This is a genomic window from Candidatus Poriferisodalis sp. (assembly GCF_965208895.1).
In the GTDB taxonomy this organism is placed as follows: domain Bacteria; phylum Actinomycetota; class Acidimicrobiia; order Acidimicrobiales; family Poriferisodalaceae; genus Poriferisodalis.
In genome coordinates this window covers 3748882-3768521 of record NZ_OZ242363.1, presented here as the reverse complement: position 1 = coordinate 3768521, position 19640 = coordinate 3748882, and the positions used below count along the sequence as shown (strand labels likewise).

Annotated in this window: 18 protein-coding genes and 1 pseudogene; 5 read left to right on the top strand and 14 right to left on the bottom strand. The window is 64.8% G+C overall.

The window, feature by feature from the left end; genetic code table 11:
- Window positions 1-85 precede the first annotated feature (85 nt).
- The 8 genes and pseudogenes from ACOGJB_RS16915 to ACOGJB_RS16880 form a co-directional block, all read right to left on the bottom strand.
- Window positions 86-1414, bottom strand: coding sequence for an ABC transporter substrate-binding protein (locus ACOGJB_RS16915; RefSeq protein WP_419838252.1), 1329 nt, complete (start codon window positions 1412-1414; stop codon window positions 86-88).
- Window positions 1415-1632: 218 nt separating this feature from the next.
- Window positions 1633-1770, bottom strand: a complete 138-nt coding sequence (locus ACOGJB_RS16910; protein ID WP_419838251.1) for a hypothetical protein — start codon at window positions 1768-1770, stop codon at window positions 1633-1635.
- A 148-nt stretch (window positions 1771-1918) separates the two neighbouring features.
- Entirely contained in the window at window positions 1919-2665 is a 747-nt protein-coding gene (cobS, locus tag ACOGJB_RS16905) for an adenosylcobinamide-GDP ribazoletransferase (protein WP_419838250.1), read from the bottom strand.
- A gap of 112 nt (window positions 2666-2777) precedes the next feature.
- Window positions 2778-3947, bottom strand: coding sequence for a nicotinate-nucleotide--dimethylbenzimidazole phosphoribosyltransferase (locus ACOGJB_RS16900; protein ID WP_419838249.1), 1170 nt, complete (start codon window positions 3945-3947; stop codon window positions 2778-2780).
- Window positions 3937-4167, bottom strand: coding sequence for a bifunctional adenosylcobinamide kinase/adenosylcobinamide-phosphate guanylyltransferase (locus ACOGJB_RS16895; protein ID WP_419838248.1), 231 nt, complete (start codon window positions 4165-4167; stop codon window positions 3937-3939). The genes ACOGJB_RS16900 and ACOGJB_RS16895 overlap by 11 nt, the downstream gene beginning before the upstream one ends.
- 5 nt (window positions 4168-4172) lie before the next feature.
- Window positions 4173-4253: pseudogene (locus ACOGJB_RS16890) on the bottom strand (hypothetical protein); the annotation flags it as partial.
- A 15-nt stretch (window positions 4254-4268) separates the two neighbouring features.
- Entirely contained in the window at window positions 4269-5534 is a 1266-nt protein-coding gene (locus ACOGJB_RS16885; RefSeq protein WP_419838247.1) for an ATP-binding protein, read from the bottom strand.
- A 159-nt stretch (window positions 5535-5693) separates the two neighbouring features.
- Window positions 5694-6869, bottom strand: a complete 1176-nt coding sequence (locus tag ACOGJB_RS16880) for a DUF1015 family protein (protein WP_419838246.1) — start codon at window positions 6867-6869, stop codon at window positions 5694-5696.
- Window positions 6870-7461: 592 nt separating this feature from the next.
- On the opposite strand from ACOGJB_RS16880, the gene ACOGJB_RS16875 reads away from it, so the two are divergent.
- From ACOGJB_RS16875 to ACOGJB_RS16865, 3 genes are read left to right on the top strand one after another with little or no spacing between them, the layout of a single operon-like run.
- Window positions 7462-8349 (top strand): trypsin-like serine protease, encoded by an 888-nt coding sequence (locus ACOGJB_RS16875; protein ID WP_419838245.1) that lies wholly within the window; start codon window positions 7462-7464, stop codon window positions 8347-8349.
- 37 nt (window positions 8350-8386) lie between these two features.
- A complete protein-coding gene (locus ACOGJB_RS16870) occupies window positions 8387-9010 on the top strand; it encodes a hypothetical protein (RefSeq protein WP_419838244.1) in 624 nt (207 codons plus the stop codon).
- Complete coding sequence (locus ACOGJB_RS16865) at window positions 9003-9659, top strand: hypothetical protein (RefSeq protein ID WP_419838243.1); 657 nt, start codon at window positions 9003-9005, stop codon at window positions 9657-9659. Before ACOGJB_RS16870 ends, ACOGJB_RS16865 begins: the two co-directional genes overlap by 8 nt.
- Before the next feature lie 39 nt (window positions 9660-9698).
- Here ACOGJB_RS16865 and ACOGJB_RS16860 read toward each other — a convergent pair whose 3' ends face one another.
- Entirely contained in the window at window positions 9699-10895 is a 1197-nt protein-coding gene (locus tag ACOGJB_RS16860) for a CaiB/BaiF CoA transferase family protein (protein ID WP_419840762.1), read from the bottom strand.
- Window positions 10896-10989: 94 nt separating this feature from the next.
- Window positions 10990-12159 (bottom strand): amidohydrolase family protein, encoded by a 1170-nt coding sequence (locus ACOGJB_RS16855; RefSeq protein ID WP_419838242.1) that lies wholly within the window; start codon window positions 12157-12159, stop codon window positions 10990-10992.
- A gap of 145 nt (window positions 12160-12304) precedes the next feature.
- Here ACOGJB_RS16855 and ACOGJB_RS16850 point away from each other — a divergent pair, with 145 nt between their 5' ends.
- Entirely contained in the window at window positions 12305-12655 is a 351-nt protein-coding gene (locus ACOGJB_RS16850; RefSeq protein ID WP_419838241.1) for a hypothetical protein, read from the top strand.
- Window positions 12656-12663: 8 nt separating this feature from the next.
- Here ACOGJB_RS16850 and ACOGJB_RS16845 read toward each other — a convergent pair whose 3' ends face one another.
- The 4 genes from ACOGJB_RS16845 to ACOGJB_RS16830 form a co-directional block, all read right to left on the bottom strand.
- The gene (locus ACOGJB_RS16845) at window positions 12664-14238 is read right to left on the bottom strand and encodes a class I adenylate-forming enzyme family protein (protein WP_419838240.1); all 1575 of its coding nucleotides are present in this window, start codon (window positions 14236-14238) and stop codon (window positions 12664-12666) included.
- 281 nt (window positions 14239-14519) lie between these two features.
- Window positions 14520-15512: a hypothetical protein gene (locus ACOGJB_RS16840; RefSeq protein WP_419838239.1), complete on the bottom strand. Its 993-nt coding sequence runs from the start codon at window positions 15510-15512 to the stop codon at window positions 14520-14522.
- A 23-nt stretch (window positions 15513-15535) separates the two neighbouring features.
- Entirely contained in the window at window positions 15536-17302 is a 1767-nt protein-coding gene (locus ACOGJB_RS16835) for a DNA methyltransferase (RefSeq protein WP_419838238.1), read from the bottom strand.
- Window positions 17275-19035, bottom strand: coding sequence for a DNA methyltransferase (locus ACOGJB_RS16830; RefSeq protein ID WP_419838237.1), 1761 nt, complete (start codon window positions 19033-19035; stop codon window positions 17275-17277). The genes ACOGJB_RS16835 and ACOGJB_RS16830 overlap by 28 nt, the downstream gene beginning before the upstream one ends.
- A gap of 88 nt (window positions 19036-19123) precedes the next feature.
- Here ACOGJB_RS16830 and ACOGJB_RS16825 point away from each other — a divergent pair, with 88 nt between their 5' ends.
- Window positions 19124-19579, top strand: a complete 456-nt coding sequence (locus ACOGJB_RS16825; RefSeq protein WP_419838236.1) for a hypothetical protein — start codon at window positions 19124-19126, stop codon at window positions 19577-19579.
- Window positions 19580-19640: the final 61 nt, after the last annotated feature.

Below are 19640 nucleotides of genomic sequence, written 5' to 3'. Positions count from 1 at the left end.
CTCGGCCGATTCGCCCTAGTACCGGGGCGGTGGGCAATCACTCACCCGAACCACCCCAGCACGGGCGTCTGAACTCAGAAGTCGGTCAGCCGGCGTTGCCGGTGGCGAGATCGCCGACGTCTTCGAATTCGGTGGTCAGCGGCACAACCTTGCCGTCCTCGAGAACGCTGAACACGACGCTGCGGTTGAACAGGCGCTGGTAGCCCTCGAGGCCATCGGTCCATTCCTGGGTGAAGTCCAAGACCGGCACCATGCCGCCCAGATCGAGGTTGTCCGTGGTCGATGCGGCCTCGAAGAACGAGGTCGCGGTGATCTCGCCGTCGATGGTCTCGGCGATCTGAGCGAAGGCTGCGAACGCCGCCCACGTACCCATGCCGCCCAGGCTGTTGTAGTCGTGCTCGGTCGTGTCCCAGCCGCCTTCGTCGAGGGCCAGCCGGTACTCGTCCCACGGCGCGGTGGAGATGTCGGGGTACATGCCGCCGATGATGTCGCCGTCGGTCGACTCCTCGTTGCCGGCTGCGGAGATCTCGTTGAGGTTGCCCTGCGGGCCGTACTGGCGAGCGTCGGTGCCCGACTGGGTCCACGCGGTGTTCCACGTGATGTACGGCGTCTCCGAGACGATGCCGATTACGCAGTCGGCGTCGGTCGTCGCCTGGGCGACCTCTGAGGAGTAGTCCTGCGCAGTCGGCGGCAGGATGATGATGTCGCCGAAGCTCTGGCCGAGGGCTGCAATCGCGTTCTCCATCGGCGGCAGGAAGATCTGGGCGCCGTCGATGATCACGGCGTTGATCGCACGGCATCCGTCCTCGACAGCTCGCTTGATGATGCCCACCGCATACATCGGCTGGTTGCCGATGGGGAACGAGTGCGGGCTGGTCAACTCAGACGGCGTGATCGGGCAGCACGGGCCGAACCAGGTGATGTCGGACTCGGCGATCACCGGCACGATGCTCTCCGCGAAGAACGTGAACGAGCCGACGACGGCCACCATGTTCTCCTCGACGGCTTCGCGGGCGCATGCCGCGGCCACTGCGGGGTCGAACATCTCGTCGCAGACGGTGACCTCAAGCGGCCGGCCGCCGATGCCGCCTCGGGCGTTGATGTAGCTGGCGTACGCCTCGGCGGTGTTCGCAATGTTGTGGTACGTCGGGCCCGCTGCGTTGAGAGTGGTGACCGTCATGACCTTGATGGGCTCGCCGCTCGGGGCCGTATCCGCAGGCGCAGGTGCTTGCGTGGTCTCGGGAGCGGCCGCCTCGGTGGTTTCGGGGGCGGGTTCGGTCGCACTCGCTGTGTCGTCATCGTCGCTCCCACCGCATGCAGCAGCAGTCAGCGCGAAAACGGCGAGCAGAGCCGCCGCCGTCCGCCACGCTCGGCGCCTCGAACGGCGCAGCGCATCACCTTCACTGGTCGTCATGTCGTTCCCCTCCCTAGGGACGCGGCAGACCCGATGGCGTGCCAATGCGGCCGCCGCCTGCCAAGTGGGTCATTCAAGCACAGCCGCCGGCTGACTGCCGGTAGGTCAAGGGTGCGCCATTCGGGCCGTTCGGGCCATGGCTTCGCCCTGTGCTTCCCGCTCTCGCCCCGCGTTCGTGCGATTGAACTTGCGGGCCGCTCGGGCCCGGGGCTCGGCCGCTAGGCAATCGCGAACACGATGATCGAGACGATGAACACGATGGTCAATGCGAGAATCGCCATCGCCGCGAAGCCGTCGCGATTCGTCTTGTCCGGTGCTGATGACTCGGTCGGCTTGCGCATCCGCTGTCGGCTCATTCGAACTTGAGGGCGAGGTGTTCGGCCAGGACTTTAGAGGAAGCGCCAATCGGTGAACCCTTCCGTTGTCGCACCAGTCGCTTCCCGCTCTTGTTCGCTGTCGCTCACGGGCCGCTCGGGCCACGGCTTCACCTATCGGCTCAGCCTCTCAGGTCCAGAACCAGCCGAAGTCATCGAGGAGTCGCGACACCGTCACCAGCGCAGCCATCTGGCTGATTTGGGCGATCGCGCCCAAGGCGTCGCCGGTCAGCCCGCCGAATCGGCGGTAGGCGATCAGACTGACCACCGCGGCACCGCCGGTCGCCGCACCGACGGCGAACACGCCCACGGGTCCGAGCACAAACGCAACGACGTAGCTGACAAACAGCGACAGTGCGCATGGCACGCCCCGAAGATGGGCGGTGTAGGAGCGGCCGAGACCCGAGCCGGCGACAGCCGGCACCGAGACCATTGCCGCAACAGCGAACGCTCGGCCGACGCCATGGGCGAGCGCCATGGCGATCACGGCGTCTCGTGATGCCAGCGGCATTACGGCGAAGACCTGCACGAGGGTCCCCAGCACCAGCGCGAGCGTCCCGAAGGTTCCCAGGCGGGAGTCCTTCATGATCTCGCGGCGCTCGGTGGGTGTGGTGCCGCCGAGCGCGTCTGCGGTGTCGGCCAAGCCGTCCTCGTGAAACGCACCGGTGATGACTGACCCGGTGGCGACAGCCAGGATCGCCGCGAGCGGAGTCCCGAGCGGCTGCCAGACCGCCCAGAACACGCCTCCGCTGGCAGCGCCCACGATTGCTCCGACCAGCGGGAACCACCCGACGCTGCGCCCCAAGTCGCGCTCGGTAGTCGGGTGCGCGCCCCCGGGAAGCCGGGTCAGGAAGGCCCACGCATATCGCAAGCTCACGCCGTGACCCCTACGTTTCGCAAGCTCACGCCGTGACCCCTACGTTTCGCAAGCTCACGCCGTGACCCCTACGTTTCGCAAGCTCACGCCGTGACCCCTACGTTTCGCAAGCTCACGCCAAGTCCCACTCGGCGAAGGTGGCCACATCGGTTACGGCCGCCGCTGCGATCCGCACGAGGGGCACCGCGATGAGTGCGCCGGTCCCTTCTCCCAGCCGCAGGTCCAGATGCACGAGCGGCTCGAGCCCGAGCCGGCTCAGGAGTTCGCGATGGCCGGGCTCGGCGGAGCAATGCCCGGCGATGCAGTGGTCGAGACTGCCCGGCGCCGCCAATGCCAACGGCGCTACGGCAGCCGTTCCGATGAAACCGTCGAGGATGACCGGGATCGAGCGATGGCGCGCCGCCAACGCTGCGCCCGCCAGAGCTGCCAGTTCCCGACCTCCGAGTCGCCGCAACGCCTCCGCTGGCGATACTCGGCCGACGCGCTCCAGCGCATCTGCCACCACCGCCGTCTTGCGCTCAAGCGCTCCGCCGTGAACACCGGTACCAGGACCCGTCCACAGTGATGCCGCGGCCTGCGCCGCGCTCATTAGCGAATCGTGTGAACTTCGGGCCAGCGCAGATGTGGCGCAGCGGTCAGGTCCATGCGCATCGACGCCAGATGCGCCTTCGCCGAAGAGTGCTCCGCATATGGCCGCGGCCGCAGTGGTGTTGCCGATCCCCAACTCGCCGAGCACCAACAGGTCGGCTCCGTCACTCTCGACAGCGCTCTCAACCGCGTGCGCGCCCGCCTCGACCGCTGCGTCGAACTCGTCGGCGCTCATCGCATCGTGCGTGCGGATATTGCCGGTCGGGACTCCCACGCCAACGACGTGACATCGCACGACCGCCCCCACTTGGCGGGCAACAGCGGTCACCGTGGCGACTTCGCCTTCGATCGCTGACACCATCGCGGCAGTCACGCTGGCGGGGTATGCGCTCACGCCTTCGGCGGCGACTCCATGGTCAGCCGCGAAGACGAGCACAGCAGGCCGCTCGACGGCGGGCGCAGGCGTACGCTGCCAGCCGGCAAGCCACTCGGCAACCTGATCCAGACGCCCAAACGCACCGGCAGGGCGCAGAACCTGCGACGCGCGTTCATCCACGGCCTGTCGAGCAGCCTCATCGGGACCCGGCAAATCCTCGAGCATCCGTTCCAGCAGGCCGCCGGAGCGACTGATCTGCGGTGCAGGCGACCGAGCACCCTCAGCCTGCGGTGCCGACGAACGAGTGTCAGAGGCCATCGCTGGGGTCCTGCAGTTGCAGCAGGCGGCCCGCCACGACCAGATAGGCGCGGTTCGCCGACGCGAAGATGGCCTGATTCACCGATCCGAGCACATCCCTGTACGCCCTCCCGAGCGGATTGGCCGGAACGATCCCCGAGCCGACCTCGTTGGTGACCACGATGGCCGTGCCGCTGCGCTCACGCAAGCGCACGCCCAGATCGCCGACCTCATCCACCATCGAGCGGGCGATTCCGCCTTGACGACATCGGCGCCCCAATCAGCCGAGATCCCGCCACACGCTGGTCCAGCAATCCACACGCCCAATTCGACGACGCACCGCTAGCGCTTGGAGCGGCAACGTCCTGCGTGCCCGAGCGGCAACACGCAACGGCCGGGCACGCGCCGCATCTGCCGACCGCAATCTGGGTGGGCGCCCAGAGGTCGTGCCGTGACATCGGCGGCCTGCAGATGGCGGCTGACCGAGGCTGCCTCGGCTATCGCTTCCCGATCTCCGAGATGCCCGAAACTGACAGCGCCTGACGCATGGTCGTACTCGACGCACCCGGCGTCGACAAGGCTTGTCAGCATGGCCGACAGGCCGTCCGGGTCGGCTTCGATGGTCGCAAGTTCAGCGACGTGCAACGGTTCTGTGCTGTCGGCAAGCCGCTCCAGACAGCGCCGCTCTGCTGGCGTCAGGTCTTCCCAGAGAGGTCTGAACACGTCCTCATACATGATCCGATTCGCTGCGTCGATGGCTTCGTGGGCTGCCTCCACGCCGATCTCGCGTTGGGGGGCTTCCGCGACGAGCCATGCGATGTGCCCGATGTGCTGCATCTTGTAGGCGTTGCCGCCGCACGCCGTCGCCATGGCGTCAACGGACTCGTCGGTGACGGTCCCATCCGCTGCGGCGATCATGAGTCTGTAGAAGGCGGCTGCGTCTTCTTTGCTGATGCGCGGCAACGTCGGTTTGGCACATCTATTGAAGAACGAGAGCCTGCGGTCGGAGCGCATCACCCCGCGGAAGAACGGCAGCGCTGCGCCGGCGAAGCAAAGCGGCAGGTATTCGCGTTTGGCGACATGCTGGAGATCTGCGGCGAGCCTTCGTGCCTCGTCGCTGTCTGCTGCGTGCAGTTCATCCACGCTGAGCAGCATGGCGCTGTTGTTCGATGACGACGCTGTTGCGAGATGAGTGAGGATTCTGCGCAGGCTCCATTGCGGCTTGACTGGGATCGCAGCAGCCCATCCAAGCGAGGCGAATCCGAGGCTGAGCCGCGCTGATTTGGCCAGCTCCGTCTGCGGCTGCCGCAGGATGTCTGCTGCGCTGCCGCCGATCTCTCGGGCTATCTCAATCTGCTCTGCGATGCGTTCGGCGACACCGGCCGTGCTTGTGTCGACCGCTACGACAAGCATTCCCTGCGCAGCGGCGAGGTCTTCGATCTCGTTGAGCATGACGGTCTTGCCGGTCCCCCGCGGGCTCAGCAACAGTGCCGTGCGCAGCCTGTCCGTTGGGGTTCGCAGAGCCGTCTTCCACTCATCCCTCAGTGCCGTCCTGCCGACGAGATGCGTCGGGGACGTGCCGAAGTCAGGCGTGAATGGACTGCTCACGAGCCAAACATTAGCCAAGTTTGTGTGTTTGTGCATTTGTGCCGCACAGACACACAAACCTATGCATACCCAACGGCTCAAGCCACCGCCAAGGTGGGGCCGGTGCAGCGCACGCGTGGCTGGGCAATCAGCATTGCTGGGGCACCAATCAACAGCAGGTCAGCAACGGACCAGCAGCAATCCGGAGCGAGCCTTCGGCAGGAAGTAGGTGGTCTTGGGCGGCATCACGCCGCCGAAGTCGGCTACCTCGAACACTGAGCCGAGCGGTACCGGCGCCAGCATGATCGTGACGGGCGCCGGGGCCGCGCCGACGGTCGTGGGGCGAAAATTGATTCTTGGGTCGGAGGCGCTTGTGACCCCGAAGATCTCGCCGAGCACGAAGTCGTGTACGAACGCGGCATCGAGGAGCGTCGCCGGGTTGAGGATCGGCGGGGCATCCCCGGACGGCGCCGTGTCATGACGTCGCACCCGGAACCAATGACCGGCGACGCCCATGCCGATCCAGCCGGGTTCAGCCGGTCGAGCCGCAGCAGCGTCGGGCACCTCGGTGACGTCGCAACGCCCTCTCAACAGCTCCACGACGCGTCGGGGCATCATGTCGAGTTCGCTCAGCTCCCGGTCGAAGCTGCCGAGGTACAGCTCGTCGGTGGGCACGCACGCCACGAGCACATGCGAGAACCCAGCTTGCCTGGCGGCTGCGACGCGATGATGCCCGTCCACGATGTACAGCGGCCCGTCGAGGCCGACGCTGGCGCCATCGCCGCCCCCGACGACGGCCGGCCACAGCGTGACCCGAGCGCCGTCAGTGGTCTTGGTGTCGAGCAAGGGCCTGCTCGGGGTCGACGCCTCCGCAGCGGCAAGCGTGGCATCGATGACCTCGGAGACCATCGACAGCCGCGGCGCGGTGACCACGACGGGACTGGACATGCGGCCTACTTCGGTGAAATGCACAGCCAAGCCGTGGACCCGGCCGGGTTGGGTGTCCTCGTGCGGACGCAGCTCGATGGAGGACAGGCGCACGCCGCCGAGCAACGCGTGCTGAGCGTGACCGTCGGCTTCGACGCGCTGCACATACAGGCCCGGCGACCGGGTGGCGCCGAACGCGCCCAGGCCGATCAGCCGCTCGAGCGCCTCGGTGCTGCGGGCGGCATGGCGCAGGTGCTCGCTCGGGTGGCCGAAGCTCTCCGCCGGCAGTCCGGCCACGTGAGCGAATGAGTCGGGATTGTCGGCGAGGTGCTGAGCGTGCTCGTCGGGCGTCAGCGAGTCATACGGCGCGGGAATCACCGACGGCGCCCACTCGGGCGTCAACACACGAGCGCTGACGGGCTCGATCATCCGCTCTCCCTCCCGCCGCCTCATCCCCGTCGCCTGGTTTGTCGAGCCCGAGGTGAGGAGCTCTGGAGGCGGGGCGATGCAGCGGATCGAAGCTATCTCACGTCCAGCAGCAGTTTCGACGCAAGGCCGCACCGGCGTCGTATTCGGCAGCAGGGTTCCGAGGAGCCCGGCAGTGGGTGTACGGTCATTTTCGGAGGCGGCGATGCGCTCCGTTGGTTCTCTCTTCCGAAGGCCAGCACCGAAGCGAGTCGCATCTCGTGCCCGTCACGGGCGAGGCGCACGACCGGACATGCCCAGTCGAGTCCGGTCATCAACGCGCCCAAGAACCGAAAGGAACTCTCATGCTCACATCACGAAACCGGCGATGCCGTGCAGGCCCGCTGCGCCTCGCCGCCGTACTAGCGGTCTTGGCGGTCTCGGCAACGGCGCTCGCGCCGACCGCCGTCAGCGCTGCTGACACTGACGTCCCGTCAGTGGGCGGACAATCGACTGCCTTGCACGACGAACCATCCGTCGGCCCAGACGACCCAGGCTCAGTTGACGCGGCAGCGGCATCGACGTTGCAGCCGTGGTGACGTTCACCCTGCTCGACATGGGCGACAACGCGCTCCATATCGGCATCGACCCATCCCTCGCCAACACCGCAGAGCCAGGTGTCCTCGGCGGAACCGGCGACATAGGCCCAATCGGCGGCACCGGTGACGCCAACGCATCAGATATGCAACTCCGCGCCATGCAAGCACTGCTGACCGAGATGCTCAAAGGCAGCATCGCAGTGCCATACGAGATCGTCGATGGACGAGGCATCACCGACGACGCGATACTCGACGGCGGACGGGCGATGAGCAGTTGTACTTCAGGATTCGCGGCACGCCACCGTCGGAGTGGTGCCTACGGCATCGTCACCGCTGGCCACTGCCGCGACTCACAGTCACTCAACGGTGTGAATCTGCCATGGGTCTCTGGGTACAAGAACATCTCAGCCGACGCACAGTTCCATAAGGTTCCAGAAGGCTCCGGTCACGAACTGCGTTCCACCTTCGAATGCAACGTTCCCGCCCCGAGAGGAACTTGCAATGTGGCTTCGGAGAAGCCGCGTTACAGGATGGCGGGCAACTACGTGTGTCACACGGGCAAGGAAAGTGGCCTTTCCTGTGGAACCGTTACCAGCATTCACTACAAGCCGGCTCAAAGCAGCGACCCCGCCGCTAAGCCGCCATGCACAAGCTCAAGTGGCGTGGCGCTAACCTGCAACGCAGTTTTCGTGCGTGTACACGGTGCTTCGCTACAGTCGTGCAGCGGCGACAGCGGAGGCCCTTGGTACAACCGATCGATTGCATTCGGCATACACAAGGGCAGCAACGGCGGCACGGAATGCGATCGGCTTGGCGTCTACGCATACTTCTCTTCGGTCGGCGAGGTGGAAGAGTTCTTGGGGGTCGATTTCTTGCATCGCCAGACAGTGCGATTTATCGGCTGAGCGGCCGTACTGCTTTCAGATACGAGGTGCTGCAACAGTGCTGCGACGCTTGAAGAACGCTTTCGTTCTGACGCTGACAGTCGCTGCGTTCGTCGTTGCCGCTGCGTGCGCGACTGACGAGTCGTCGGAAGAGTCACCACCGACACACACGACGATTCCGTTCGCAGATTTCGTGGGTATGTACTCTTCATTGCACCTCGACAATATAGCTCTACTTCCGCCGGACAGGAGGCCCGGTCAACATGACATTCCCGACGATATCGTGCATGGCAAGATCGAAATAGACGGGCCTTGTCTGTACATTCAGCAACTTGAAACATGGGGGGATGGCGGATTCTACAGAGACAGTTCTGGAGCCATTCAGACCTATTTGCTCGCGCTACCATACAACACGACCCGGTACGATCCGCAGACACAATCGCTATGGGCGGGACAGTACGGTCCGATCGCCAACCGCGACACTGTAACAGCTTTCGGTGATCTTGAGTCGGACCTTCCGAAAGAGTTCTTTGCCGACCAATTCGAGACTTGTCCGCTGGCCAACGGCGGGAGGCTGAGTGGCACACTTGTTCCTGGTTTGGCAGAGGTGAAATGCAGAGGGGATGGGAAAGGAGTTGCCGGCATGTTGGTAGGTGCTGAAGATGGCCTGGCCTGTGTCTGAACAGATGCGGCTGACTGCGCCCTCAAGATGTCGTCAGCCGCCTGAATCAAGGCTGTGGCAATTTAGCGTCGCCGTTGTTCTGTCTGCCGCGATGCTGGTGACAATCTCAGCGTGCGTCGCCATAGGCAGGTCTCAGTCCGAACTCACTTCTGCATCGGCTGCCGAGCCGACCCTCTCGCGCAATCTCGCCAGAATGCACTATGTCGAACCCGACGGAACCTTCCAAGGAGACGGGTCCGGCGGTATGAACGATCTGCCGAACGTCAAGGGCACCGGGATACTCGCATTTGAGGGTGCGTGCGCATATGTTCACTCGCTTGCCCTCAAACAAGGTGAAGCTATGGTCCAGAGTGAACCTACGCGCAGCGCGAAGTCAGTTTCCGCCAGTCTCATCTTTTACTTCGGCGAAGACATGGATCGTACACTGGATGAAACCTCACAGCCAGTTTATCTCCTCAAACTCGGCTACAACCGCACCCGGTACGACCCGATCGCACGTGCGCTGTGGGTGAACCAAGTCGGTCCAATGGCCGAAGGCAGCCGTGTCGCGTTCGACGGGTTCTACGGAAAGACAGCCCATCCCGACATCAGCTGCCCGCTTGTCGCGTCAGGGAGAATCGGAACCGCCACACTGATTCCCGCGCCCTGACCCGCATGCCGCAAGACAACGCAATCAGCGGGAGTCTCGTCAGGGGATCACGCCTGCCTGCTTCAGCTGCTCGATGTCGTCCCAGTCGTAGCCGTGCTCCAGCAGGATCAGCTCGGTGTGCTGACCGAGTTCTGGCGGTGGTCCGCTCGGGGCCCACGCGCTCTCGGAGAAATCCACCGGTGTCGCGACCATCTCGATCGCGCCGCCGTCAGGCGTCGGCACCTCCACCCAGCAGCCCGCAGCGATCGCCTGCGGGTCTGACCGGAACTCCAAGGTGGACTGCACCGGAGACCACCAGACATTGCTCGCGTCGAAGATCTCGCCCCACTCGGCGCGCGTCCTGGTGGCCATGACTGCGTCCATGTCTGCGGTGAGGGCCCTCGCGTTCTCCAGGCGCAGCTCGATGTCGCCGTAGCGGGGATCGTCATGCCACTCGGGCCGATCCAGCGCGCTGACGACGCTGGGCCAATGCCGGTCGCCTTCGAGACCCAGCATCCAGAGCCACTCGCCGTCGGCGCATCGGTAGCAGTTGATGAGCGGGTTGGGCGGACTGCCACGCCCCCAGGCTTCGGTCTCAGCTCCCGTCATGGCGGTGACATTGTGGTCCCAGCCCAGCATGTAGGTCCCCAAGCGCATCAGCGACGACTCCACAAGCTGGCCTCGGCCGGTGCTGGTGCGATGGAACAGCGCTGCCGCAACCCCTCCGGCTGCCGCCAGGCCGGTCATGTGGTCTCCCATACCGCCGCGCTGGTAGGGCAGGTCGGCATCCCCGGGGGTCAGCGACCGGACGATCCCCGCCCGAGACCAGAATGCGCCGACGTCGTAGGTATGACGGTCTCGCTCGTCGCCTCGAAGCGACAGACCGGTGACGCTCGCGTAGATCAGGCGCGGGTAGCGCTCGGCGAGCGACGGGTAGTCGAGGCCCATGCGCTCGAGTCCGCCGGGTCGGATGTTCGACAGGAAGACATCGGCATCGGCCAGCATCCCATGCAGGGCGGCGAGCCCCTCCGGCTGCCGCAAGTCCAAGGCGATGCTGCGCTTGCCGCGGTTGTCGAGGTCGAACGGCGGGTTGCCGTCGCCCTGGTACAGCCAGTCCAGCGACCGGAAGGGGTCGCCGTCTGGCGTTTCCACCTTGACGACATCGGCACCCCAATCAGCCAAGATCCCGCCGCAGGCTGGTCCAGCGATCCACACGCCCAACTCGACGACGCGGATGCCCTCCATCGGCCCGGCCATCGCTGCTCCCCTGCTCACGAAGTGTTGGCTGTGCCATGCCGGCACAGAAGTGTTGGCTGCGCCCTGCCGGCGCAGTGGCGATGCGGCAGGGTACTCAGCGGTCAGCGAGACAGAGCTCGCGAGCGCGCTCGGGGTCGATGCGCTCAGCGGGAGCGAGGTCCCGACAGGCGGCCGCTTCTATCCACTCGGCAGGATCGGGGGGAACCGTCGGAGCGTCCGACGACAGCGTGACGCGGATGCCGCGGCGCAGCAGGCTCGCCAGCGGCCAGAGCCATGCCTGCTCGGTCGGCGAGAGCTGTTCTCGGTACTTCTGTGCGCGGCGGGTGACGAAGCTGGGCTGGGTTACCACCGTGATGCCGAGCCGGGCGATCCGATCGAGCTGCTCCGGCAGTGCCAGCGCGCAGTGTTCAATGCGATCGGGTTCAATGCGATCGGGCTCAATGCGGACGGGTGCGCTCGACGCCATCTCGGCCGGCAGAGGCGGATGTGCTTCCAGAGCATCCAGAGTCGCTTGCAGCGTGTCGATGTCCATGACGTGAACCGCGACCGGAAATCGATGAGCGCGCGCCGTGGCCACCAAGTCGGCAATCGCGCTGTCGTCGTCGTGCGGCGGCATGATCTTGGCGTGTCCGATGCGCACCCTCACCTCATCGGCTGCGGTTCCCGAGGGCGGGACCGCATCGCCGAAGACAAGGCCTTCGAGCGAATCGAGCTGGTCGGCGCCCACCATTGCGGTGACATCCACGGCGGGCTCCCCGGCGGATGCTTCGGCCAGCAGCTCAAGAGCAGTGAGGTCGTTCGTGTGGGTTGCGTCCGTGCAGGCGGAGATGCCTGCATCTGCCAGGCCGTGCAGCACCTCGGTGACACCCGCCACGATTTCGCCGCGATCGGGTCGGGGCACCGCAGCCAGCAGGTCGTGGCGCTCGACGAGCACATCGCCTGACGCCAGGCCCAACGCTCGGCCCGCGGCCGTGTTCACCACGGTCACATGTCCGGTGACGTGGTGCAGCACGGTCGGAACGCGCTCAGTGACCGTGTCCAGTTCCGCAACGGTCGGATGACGCCGCTCGGCAAGCAGCGCGTCGTCATAGCCCCACACCCGCAGCCACGACGACCGATGCCGAGCGGCAACGACCGCGTCGACCGCCCGCAGGATGGTGGCAAGCAGCTCGTCCACCGTGACGGCGTCCCGCACGTCAACCGACCCGCGCGCCGCCGCGCACGCCAGGAGATGCAGGTGATCGTCACAGTACCCCGATGCCATTTCAACGTAGATACCGCAACGCAGCCCGCCACCTCCACACAGCGCAGCCCGCGACAATCCGATATTCAACTCTTTTCAGTATATTTCAGTAAATGACTTGATATTTGTTGCGACTGACCTTACGGTGCGGTGCTATGTTCAAGGCGTGGACGCAGTGATCCTCACCCAAGTCGTCTCGGTGGCGGTGGCGGTGCTCGCGATCGTGTGGCACCAGCAGCGATCGACTGAGCGACTGCGGGCCGAGATGCGATCCGAGATCGGCGCACTGCGAACCGAAATGCAATCGGAGATCGGCGCACTGCGAACCGAAATGCGATCCGAGATCGGCGCACTGCGAACCGAAATGCGATCCGAGATCAGCGGCTTGCGAGCCTCTGTCGACGAGATTCGCGAACGGCTCGCCCGCATCGAGGGCTACTTGGGCATCGGGATCCCGGCCGAAGCGGCTGCTGGAGCAGCCGGCGCAGGACTCGTCGGCGGCAACCCCCGGACCTGAGACCGGCCTCAGCTACCCAGCTCGTCGAGCATGGGGATGAGGTCGCGGCGCAGCAGCTTGCCGGTGGATGTCCGCGGCAGCTCGTCCATCAAGTGCACGAACTCGGGACGCTTGAACGGTGCAAGGCGCTCGCGCGCATGGGCAACCAGATCGTCGCCCGATGTGCCGCTGCCGGGGCGCACGACGGCCGCTGCGGCCACGCGTTCTCCCCACTCCTCGCTGGGCAGACCCACCACTGCGGCTTCGAGCACCGAGGGGTGGTCGTACAGCACACCCTCGACCTCGTCGGGAAGCACGTTCTCGCCGCCCCGGATGATCATGTCGCCGGTGCGGCCGGCCAGGAACAGGTAGTCGTCATCGTCGAGGTAGCCGAGGTCGCCGGTGTGCACCCAGCCTTCGTCGTCGATGGTGACGCGGGTTTTCTCCTCGTTGCCCCAATAGCCGTCCATGGCGCGGAAGGTCTGCAGCTGCACCTCGCCGATCACACCGGGTGCCACGACTTCGCCGCTGTCGGCATCGACGACGCGGACCTGCACGTCCTCCAGCACCTGTCCGACCGATGACAGCCGGTGCAGCTTGCGCTCCTTCTCCTCGTCGGTTCCTTCGATGCGATGGTCGTCGGGATCGAGGACTGCGACGGTCGATGTCGTCTCGGTCTGTCCGTAGGCGCCGGCGAACGCCACGTTCGGCGGGAACATGTCGATGGCCCGGCGGATGACCGAGGGCGGCATCGGCGCCGCGCCGTAGGTGACTGCTTCGAGCCCGCTGAACGCTTCATGGTTGAAGTTGGGTGCTTCGAGCACCCGAGCGAGCATGGTGGGCACCAAGAAGGCGTGCGTCACCGCGTGCGCCTGCACGCAGTCGATCCACGACGACGCCTCGAACTGCGGCAGCAGCACGACCACTCGCCCGCTGTAGAGCGCATTCAGCATCGAGGTCAGCCCGGCGATGTGGTACAGCGGCGCTGCGACCGCCATGCGGCCCATGTCCTCGCCGGTGGCAGCGTCATTGGTGTTCATGACGTAGCCCGTGATGGCGCCGTTGGTCAGCTTGACGCCCTTGGGCATGGCCGTGGTGCCGCTCGTGTACAACAGCGAGCACAGCCCGTCAGGGTCGACATCCTCAGGCACGGGCAGCTCGAACGCCTCGTCGCGGGCAGCGGCATAGGAGGACGGGTCGTCGAGCACCAGGATGTGTTCGAGGTCGTCAGGCTTGTTGTCGGAGATCAGGTCGCTGTAGCGAGACTCGGTGAACAGCACGCTGATGCCGCTGTCGCTGAGCAGGTGGGCAGTTTCCTCCGCGCCGGCGCGGAAGTTCATCGGCACGACCGTGGCGCCGACGAACGCGCCGCCGAAGATGGCCTCGACGCACTCCACGCTGTTGGTGGCGAAGATGCCGACACGGTCGCCGACACCGACGCCGAGCATCGTCAGCATTCCGGCGGTGCGTGACACGTTGTCGAGCAGCTCCTGGTAGGTGACCTCGCGTGCGGTACCTCCGCCGGCCTCTGTCGAGGTGTCGATCAGGATGACCTGTTCACCGGCAATCGTCGCCGGCATGAAGAGCAGCATTCCGAGATTCACATCGACCCCCTGTGGCCCGTTCAAGCAGATGTAGCGGCAGATACTCGCAAATGTCACTGCCGCGCGCCAGATTGGCTACAGGCAGCAACACAGTTTGCCCATCGACGGGGCCATTGACTCGCCTGCCATCTCGCCCCGCTGCGGCTTCGCCTCTCGGCTCGGCCTCTTGCTCCGCCTCGCAAGCCATCCGGATAGCTGCAGCCGTTGCTGTATGCGCGCAGTCATCCAATTGACGCCTGGAGAGGACCCGTCATTCTGAACGCAGAACTGCAGACGACGGATCAAGTGCAGGCGTCGAGCATCTCTTCGAAGGCCTCGGGCCAGGACAGCTCGACGCCGTGCGAGGCACAGAGATCGGGCCAGTACTCAGACGACGGCTTGCGCTCGACTGCCAACACGGGCCGATTCGCCGCTGCACCCCAATCGACGAGATACGCGTAGCTGAGCACCTGCCCGAGGCCCAAGCGAAGCTGTCGGTCCTCGTTGGACTCGGTGAGGCTCTTGACCTCCGCGATCCACGCCGTGTCGGCCACTGTCCAGCCGATGTCGAAGAGAGGGTCGGAACCGCTGGGAGAGCGAGGCTCCCATCCCCGAGCCGAGACAGCATCTGCGAGTTGGTCTTGAACATCCTTGTGCGCATTCGTTCCTCGATCGATGCTGTCTGGGTCGACACTGAACACCCGAAGCGTCGTTTCTCCGCCACCGCTGCGCGGCGGGCGCATGTAGGGCTGGCCCTTCGGCGCCGCGGCACCGACCGCCTGAGGGACGAGGACTGGGCTCGCGAACCGTTCGGCTATCGCTTCCGCGACAAGTCGGCTCGGTGCGCAAATGACGGTTTCGATGTCGGAGCGCAAGCTCCGCTCTTGGCGCACTGTGACGTCAGCCGCAGCGGCCCCGGCAACGTTCTCAGGCCGCACCTGCAGGTTCTTTGAGTAAGCGAAGTCCACATGCAGGGAAGCGTCCCAGAAGACGAAGACATCCTGTTCTGGGACGTAACCGCAGAGCAGCACGAGTTCGACTTCGGATCGGTCGAAGTTCGCTCGTTGGCCCTTGGCGTGGCCGGCGAGAATGAGCTGAATTCGGTACTCCGTGCGATCGGGGCCTTGCGCGTCGGTCGCGTTGTAGATGTAAACGCGGACACGGCGAGGCAAGGGCGGGCGAAGCTCAACCACAAGTTCGTCAGCAGCATCGGTTGTGGCAGAGACCACAGCGCCTCTCCCGATTGCTGTGACGAAACGCTCGTGAAGCTCCGATTTGGAGAGCACGTCGGCCACCACTTCACCTCTCTTCTCAACGCCTACAGGTGGAACGAGTCCCCGACGCGTTCGAACCGTTCGTTGCACAACTGCTCGAAGGCGCGCAGCGAGAGCCCGGTTGGCCGTGCCCCTCCACCGATCACTGCGCCTACGGCGACGGAATACAGGTAGTCGAGGTGGCGCGCCCCAGAGGGCTTGCCGCCAAGGCTCTCAAGATGGGCGGTAACGGCGTCAAGCGCCACTTCACCAGCACCGTTCAGCCTTGGTGCGCTTCGCTTTGCGGTGTCGAAGGTCATGACCAGGTCGTAGAACGGCACAAGTTCGCCGCGTCGGGCCTTGTAGCCCTTCTGGCTGCGTTGGCCTTTGTCGAGTATGGACACTTCGGCTTGGTACAGGCCAGCGTCCTCAACGGCGTCGAGAAGGGCAGTCCACACCGCGTCGTCAGAGTTGTGAAAGACCACCGAGATACGGCCGCCGTCGGTGACGATCCTCTTCGCTTCGCGGAACGAATCGGTGAGCAGTTTCTGGTAGTCGGCGAGTGTCTTGCCCCCGTCGGCCGCGGTGCGTGATTTGTTCACGACGATTTCTTGGTTGTGATCGGTCGGATTCCCCAGCCACGATTCCCAGACGATGTTGCAATCGGCGTAGTGAATGTTGTTACCGAACGGCGGATCCGTGAACACGTAGTCAACCGAGCAGTCTGCAATCCAACGCAGATCGGTGGCAGACGACTGAGCCACATCGACCCCACTGTCAGGGAGCGCTTCGTAGAGGCGACACACCTGGCGAACTTGGTGACGAAAAACTTCGAAGACGTTGGGCTCCGAGACGATCTGCGGGATGAACAACGTGCCCGTCAGCGGGCGCTGGCCGCCCTTGGCGTTGTAGCGCCGCATGCGACTGGCGTGCCAGGCCGTGTTAGTGAATGCGAACTGCAGTGCTTGTCTCACTGCTGTGTCGGTGACGAGACCGATCTCGTGCCACAGCCGAGACAGTGCGACCTTCGGGCGATGAGCGAACATGTCCGCGACCGTGCGCACGTCGCGAAGGTGGAGCGCAGACCTGATGTACATCTCGCGGGACGGGTCGATCCGCACCTTCGGCACCCAGCGCTTGAGCCGGCGGCGTCCAATCGTGTCGATCCGCCGAAGTGCATCGGTAGTCGGATCGCCCTGAACCAGCGTTCCTCCCGATTCAGGAGCAAGCGTCAGCCATCGAGGAACTGAAGCGGACGGCCTACGGCGGGTTCGGTCAAAAGACTCTCCACAGACGTCGCACCCAACTTGACGCCGAAGTGGCCGGTCAGGCTCGGCGACATCCCAAAGGACGACCGTCGACATGCACGACGGGCACTCGTATGCCTCGGACCACACCAAGTGTCGCATCAGCCCGTGAATGACACTCCCATCGGTCTCTGCCGATGACCAGTACAGCTCGCGCTCACAATCGAGCATCCAGGCGACGTCGAGCCGCACAACGGCCTCATGGAGCAATGCCGGGGCCACACGGCGCGTGTGATTGCGGGCGAGGTGCACGGCACCCGGCGAGAGGTCGGAAAGCAGCGCTCGGCGACCAGCGAGCGCTGCCGCTACACCCGTCATGCCGGACCCGCAGAATGGATCAGCCACTACGCCATCAGGCAGCGTCGACGCCTCGATGAATGGAGAAATGATCTCCGGCGGAATCTTGGTGGGGTAGGTATGCGCCGTGTACCAAGGACCGCCCTTGGATCCGGCGACGTAGTCCGGCAGCGGGAGGCGAGCGGCCCGTGATTGCCTGCCTAAGCGGTCTTTGTCCGCGGACGCCACGAGTTGCCCCTCCTCTCGAACGTCTCGTCACACAGCGCTTCCACTGCGGCGAAGCTCCATCCCGCTGGAGACGCGCTACTTGCAATCAGATGACGCATCGCCTGGGAGTGCAGCCACGGAGTAGTGCAGCGCGACGGCGGCTGATGCGCCACATACGCCTCGAGCACTCGCTGAATGTCCGTTCGTCCGATCTCACGACGCGGGGGACGCATCCCAAGCTGCGACCCCGACGCAAGGTGCAGCACGAGGTCGAAATTTGCAACCTTCTCGCCTTTTTGGTGATGGCGGAGCCCCTTGAACGACGCTTGACCCTTGTCCATGACGACGGCCGCCTGAACGCTCAGCCCTGCAGAATCGACTGCGTTCTGGATCGCGGACCACACGGCGTCATCGGAGTTGTGGAACTGCAGCGATGCCCACGCACCTGGGCGCAGCACACGGCCGATCTCCTCCATGGCACGACTCACCGCCTTCTCGTAGCCATCCAGAGTCGTACGACCTAACTCGTCGGTCAGCCGCTTGTTGATCACCGTCTCAGCGGCGACGTCGGTCCGATCGCCGAGCCACGCCTCCCACAGAAACGACGAGTCGCCGTAGAAGATGTTGGAACCGAACGGAGGATCGGTGAACACGTAGTCCGCAGCGCCGTCGGCCAACCAGTCGAGACTCTCGGCGGAGCCCTGATGCACCTCGCAAGAACCGCAGGCCTGCCAAAGCTGCTCGTACATCTGCGTGATCGTCGAAAGCTTGCGGCGAAAGAGGCTGAACACGTTGAACTCGTAGTTCAGCGATGCCAAGTACATCGTGGAAGACAGCACGTTTGTCGGGCGCGACGGGTGCCACTGGTAGCGCCGTGACGCGCGATTGACGCTGGCGGTAAAGACAAACCGCAGGCCGACCCGAGTCGTCTCGTCGTCGACTTGTTCGATCGCGTCCCACAGTGCGGCCAACGCGTAGAGGTTTCGATTCGTGAAAAAGTCCGCGGAGGTGTCGATCCCTTGTGCATCGTGCTGGGCTCGCCACATTTCGCGCCAGCGCTCCCACGGTTCCACCGGGAACCAGAAGGGGATGCTGGATCGGTCGAGCGTGGTTATGTCTCTCGACGTGCGCGCCGGCTCCACAACGCGGGCTCGCTGACCGTCGACGCTGGTGTTCTGTTGCACAGGCCTAGAGCCAACCCAATCGAGGTCGCTCTTGTTGAAGGGCCCGTGACCCGCTGGGCAGGAGAGCGAGCGCGTCACCTGGCCAGCCCGGTGATCGACTGCCGCTTCCCAGAACAAGATGTCTCGCGCGCACGTCGCGCAGCGGAACACGTCCGACCAGACGGTGTACTCGATCCGTCCATCAGACACCCCGTACAGCTCCCGCTCCACCGGTGCGAGCCTGTTGAGCAATCGCGAAGCGGCTTTCGCGAAGCGGACAGGATCTACACGAGCGGTGTATCCGCGTGCAATGTGCACCGCAGCCGGAGACAAGTCCGAGACAACGGCATGCCGACCCGTGAGCATCGCAGCCACACCCGTCTGGCCCGATCCGCAGAACGGATCAACCACGACATCTCCCACGTCGGTGTAGTGCTCGATGAGCTGAACGATGCTCTCGACCGGCACCTTCGTGTGATACGAGTGCGCCCGGTAAAAGACGCTTCCTTTGCTGCCCCGGATGTCCGTGGTCATCGGAAACCGGGCCTGAGCGACGCTTCGTGCTGCGCCCCGCTGCGACCTGTCAACCATCGCCGGACACCTTCGTGTCGCTCAAGCGAGGCCCAGACACTCGGTCAAGCCTATGAGGCCTCGGGGGTTCGGTCGGGGATGCCGCTCGGTGCCGGAACATGATCCCGAGCTTGCCGAAGGGGTGTCACAGCAGCCGCGCTTCGACACGCGCAAGTCGAACGGTGCCCTTCTACGGCGAATCGGTTGTGTTTCGACGGTCGAGGGCCAGCAGCTGAATGGCGAGCACAGGGACAAGCAGTATCCCGAGGCGCAGAATGGTGACCAGGAGACAGACTCCAACGATCACGGAGCTGAACCGAAGAGCCACAGCGGCGGCTTTGGCCGACAGTACGGCAGGAAGCCCGATGATGACTCCGACAGCCCAAAACGCGGCTACTACCGGGCGTGGCGGATTGGGCGGCGTCGGCGCATCCGAGGTCGTAACCCCACCCCCACCGTCATTTCCCACGAGCGGAAACACCGCTTCCAAGTCGAGTTCCTCGCCACGGACGGCGAGCATGAAGACCGAGATCAGAATCCAGTAGACAAGTGCTGCCGACAGTAGCCAGCGCACTCCTATCGGTCTGGTGAGCCCACTCATCAAGGTCCCGACTGCATCACGTCTG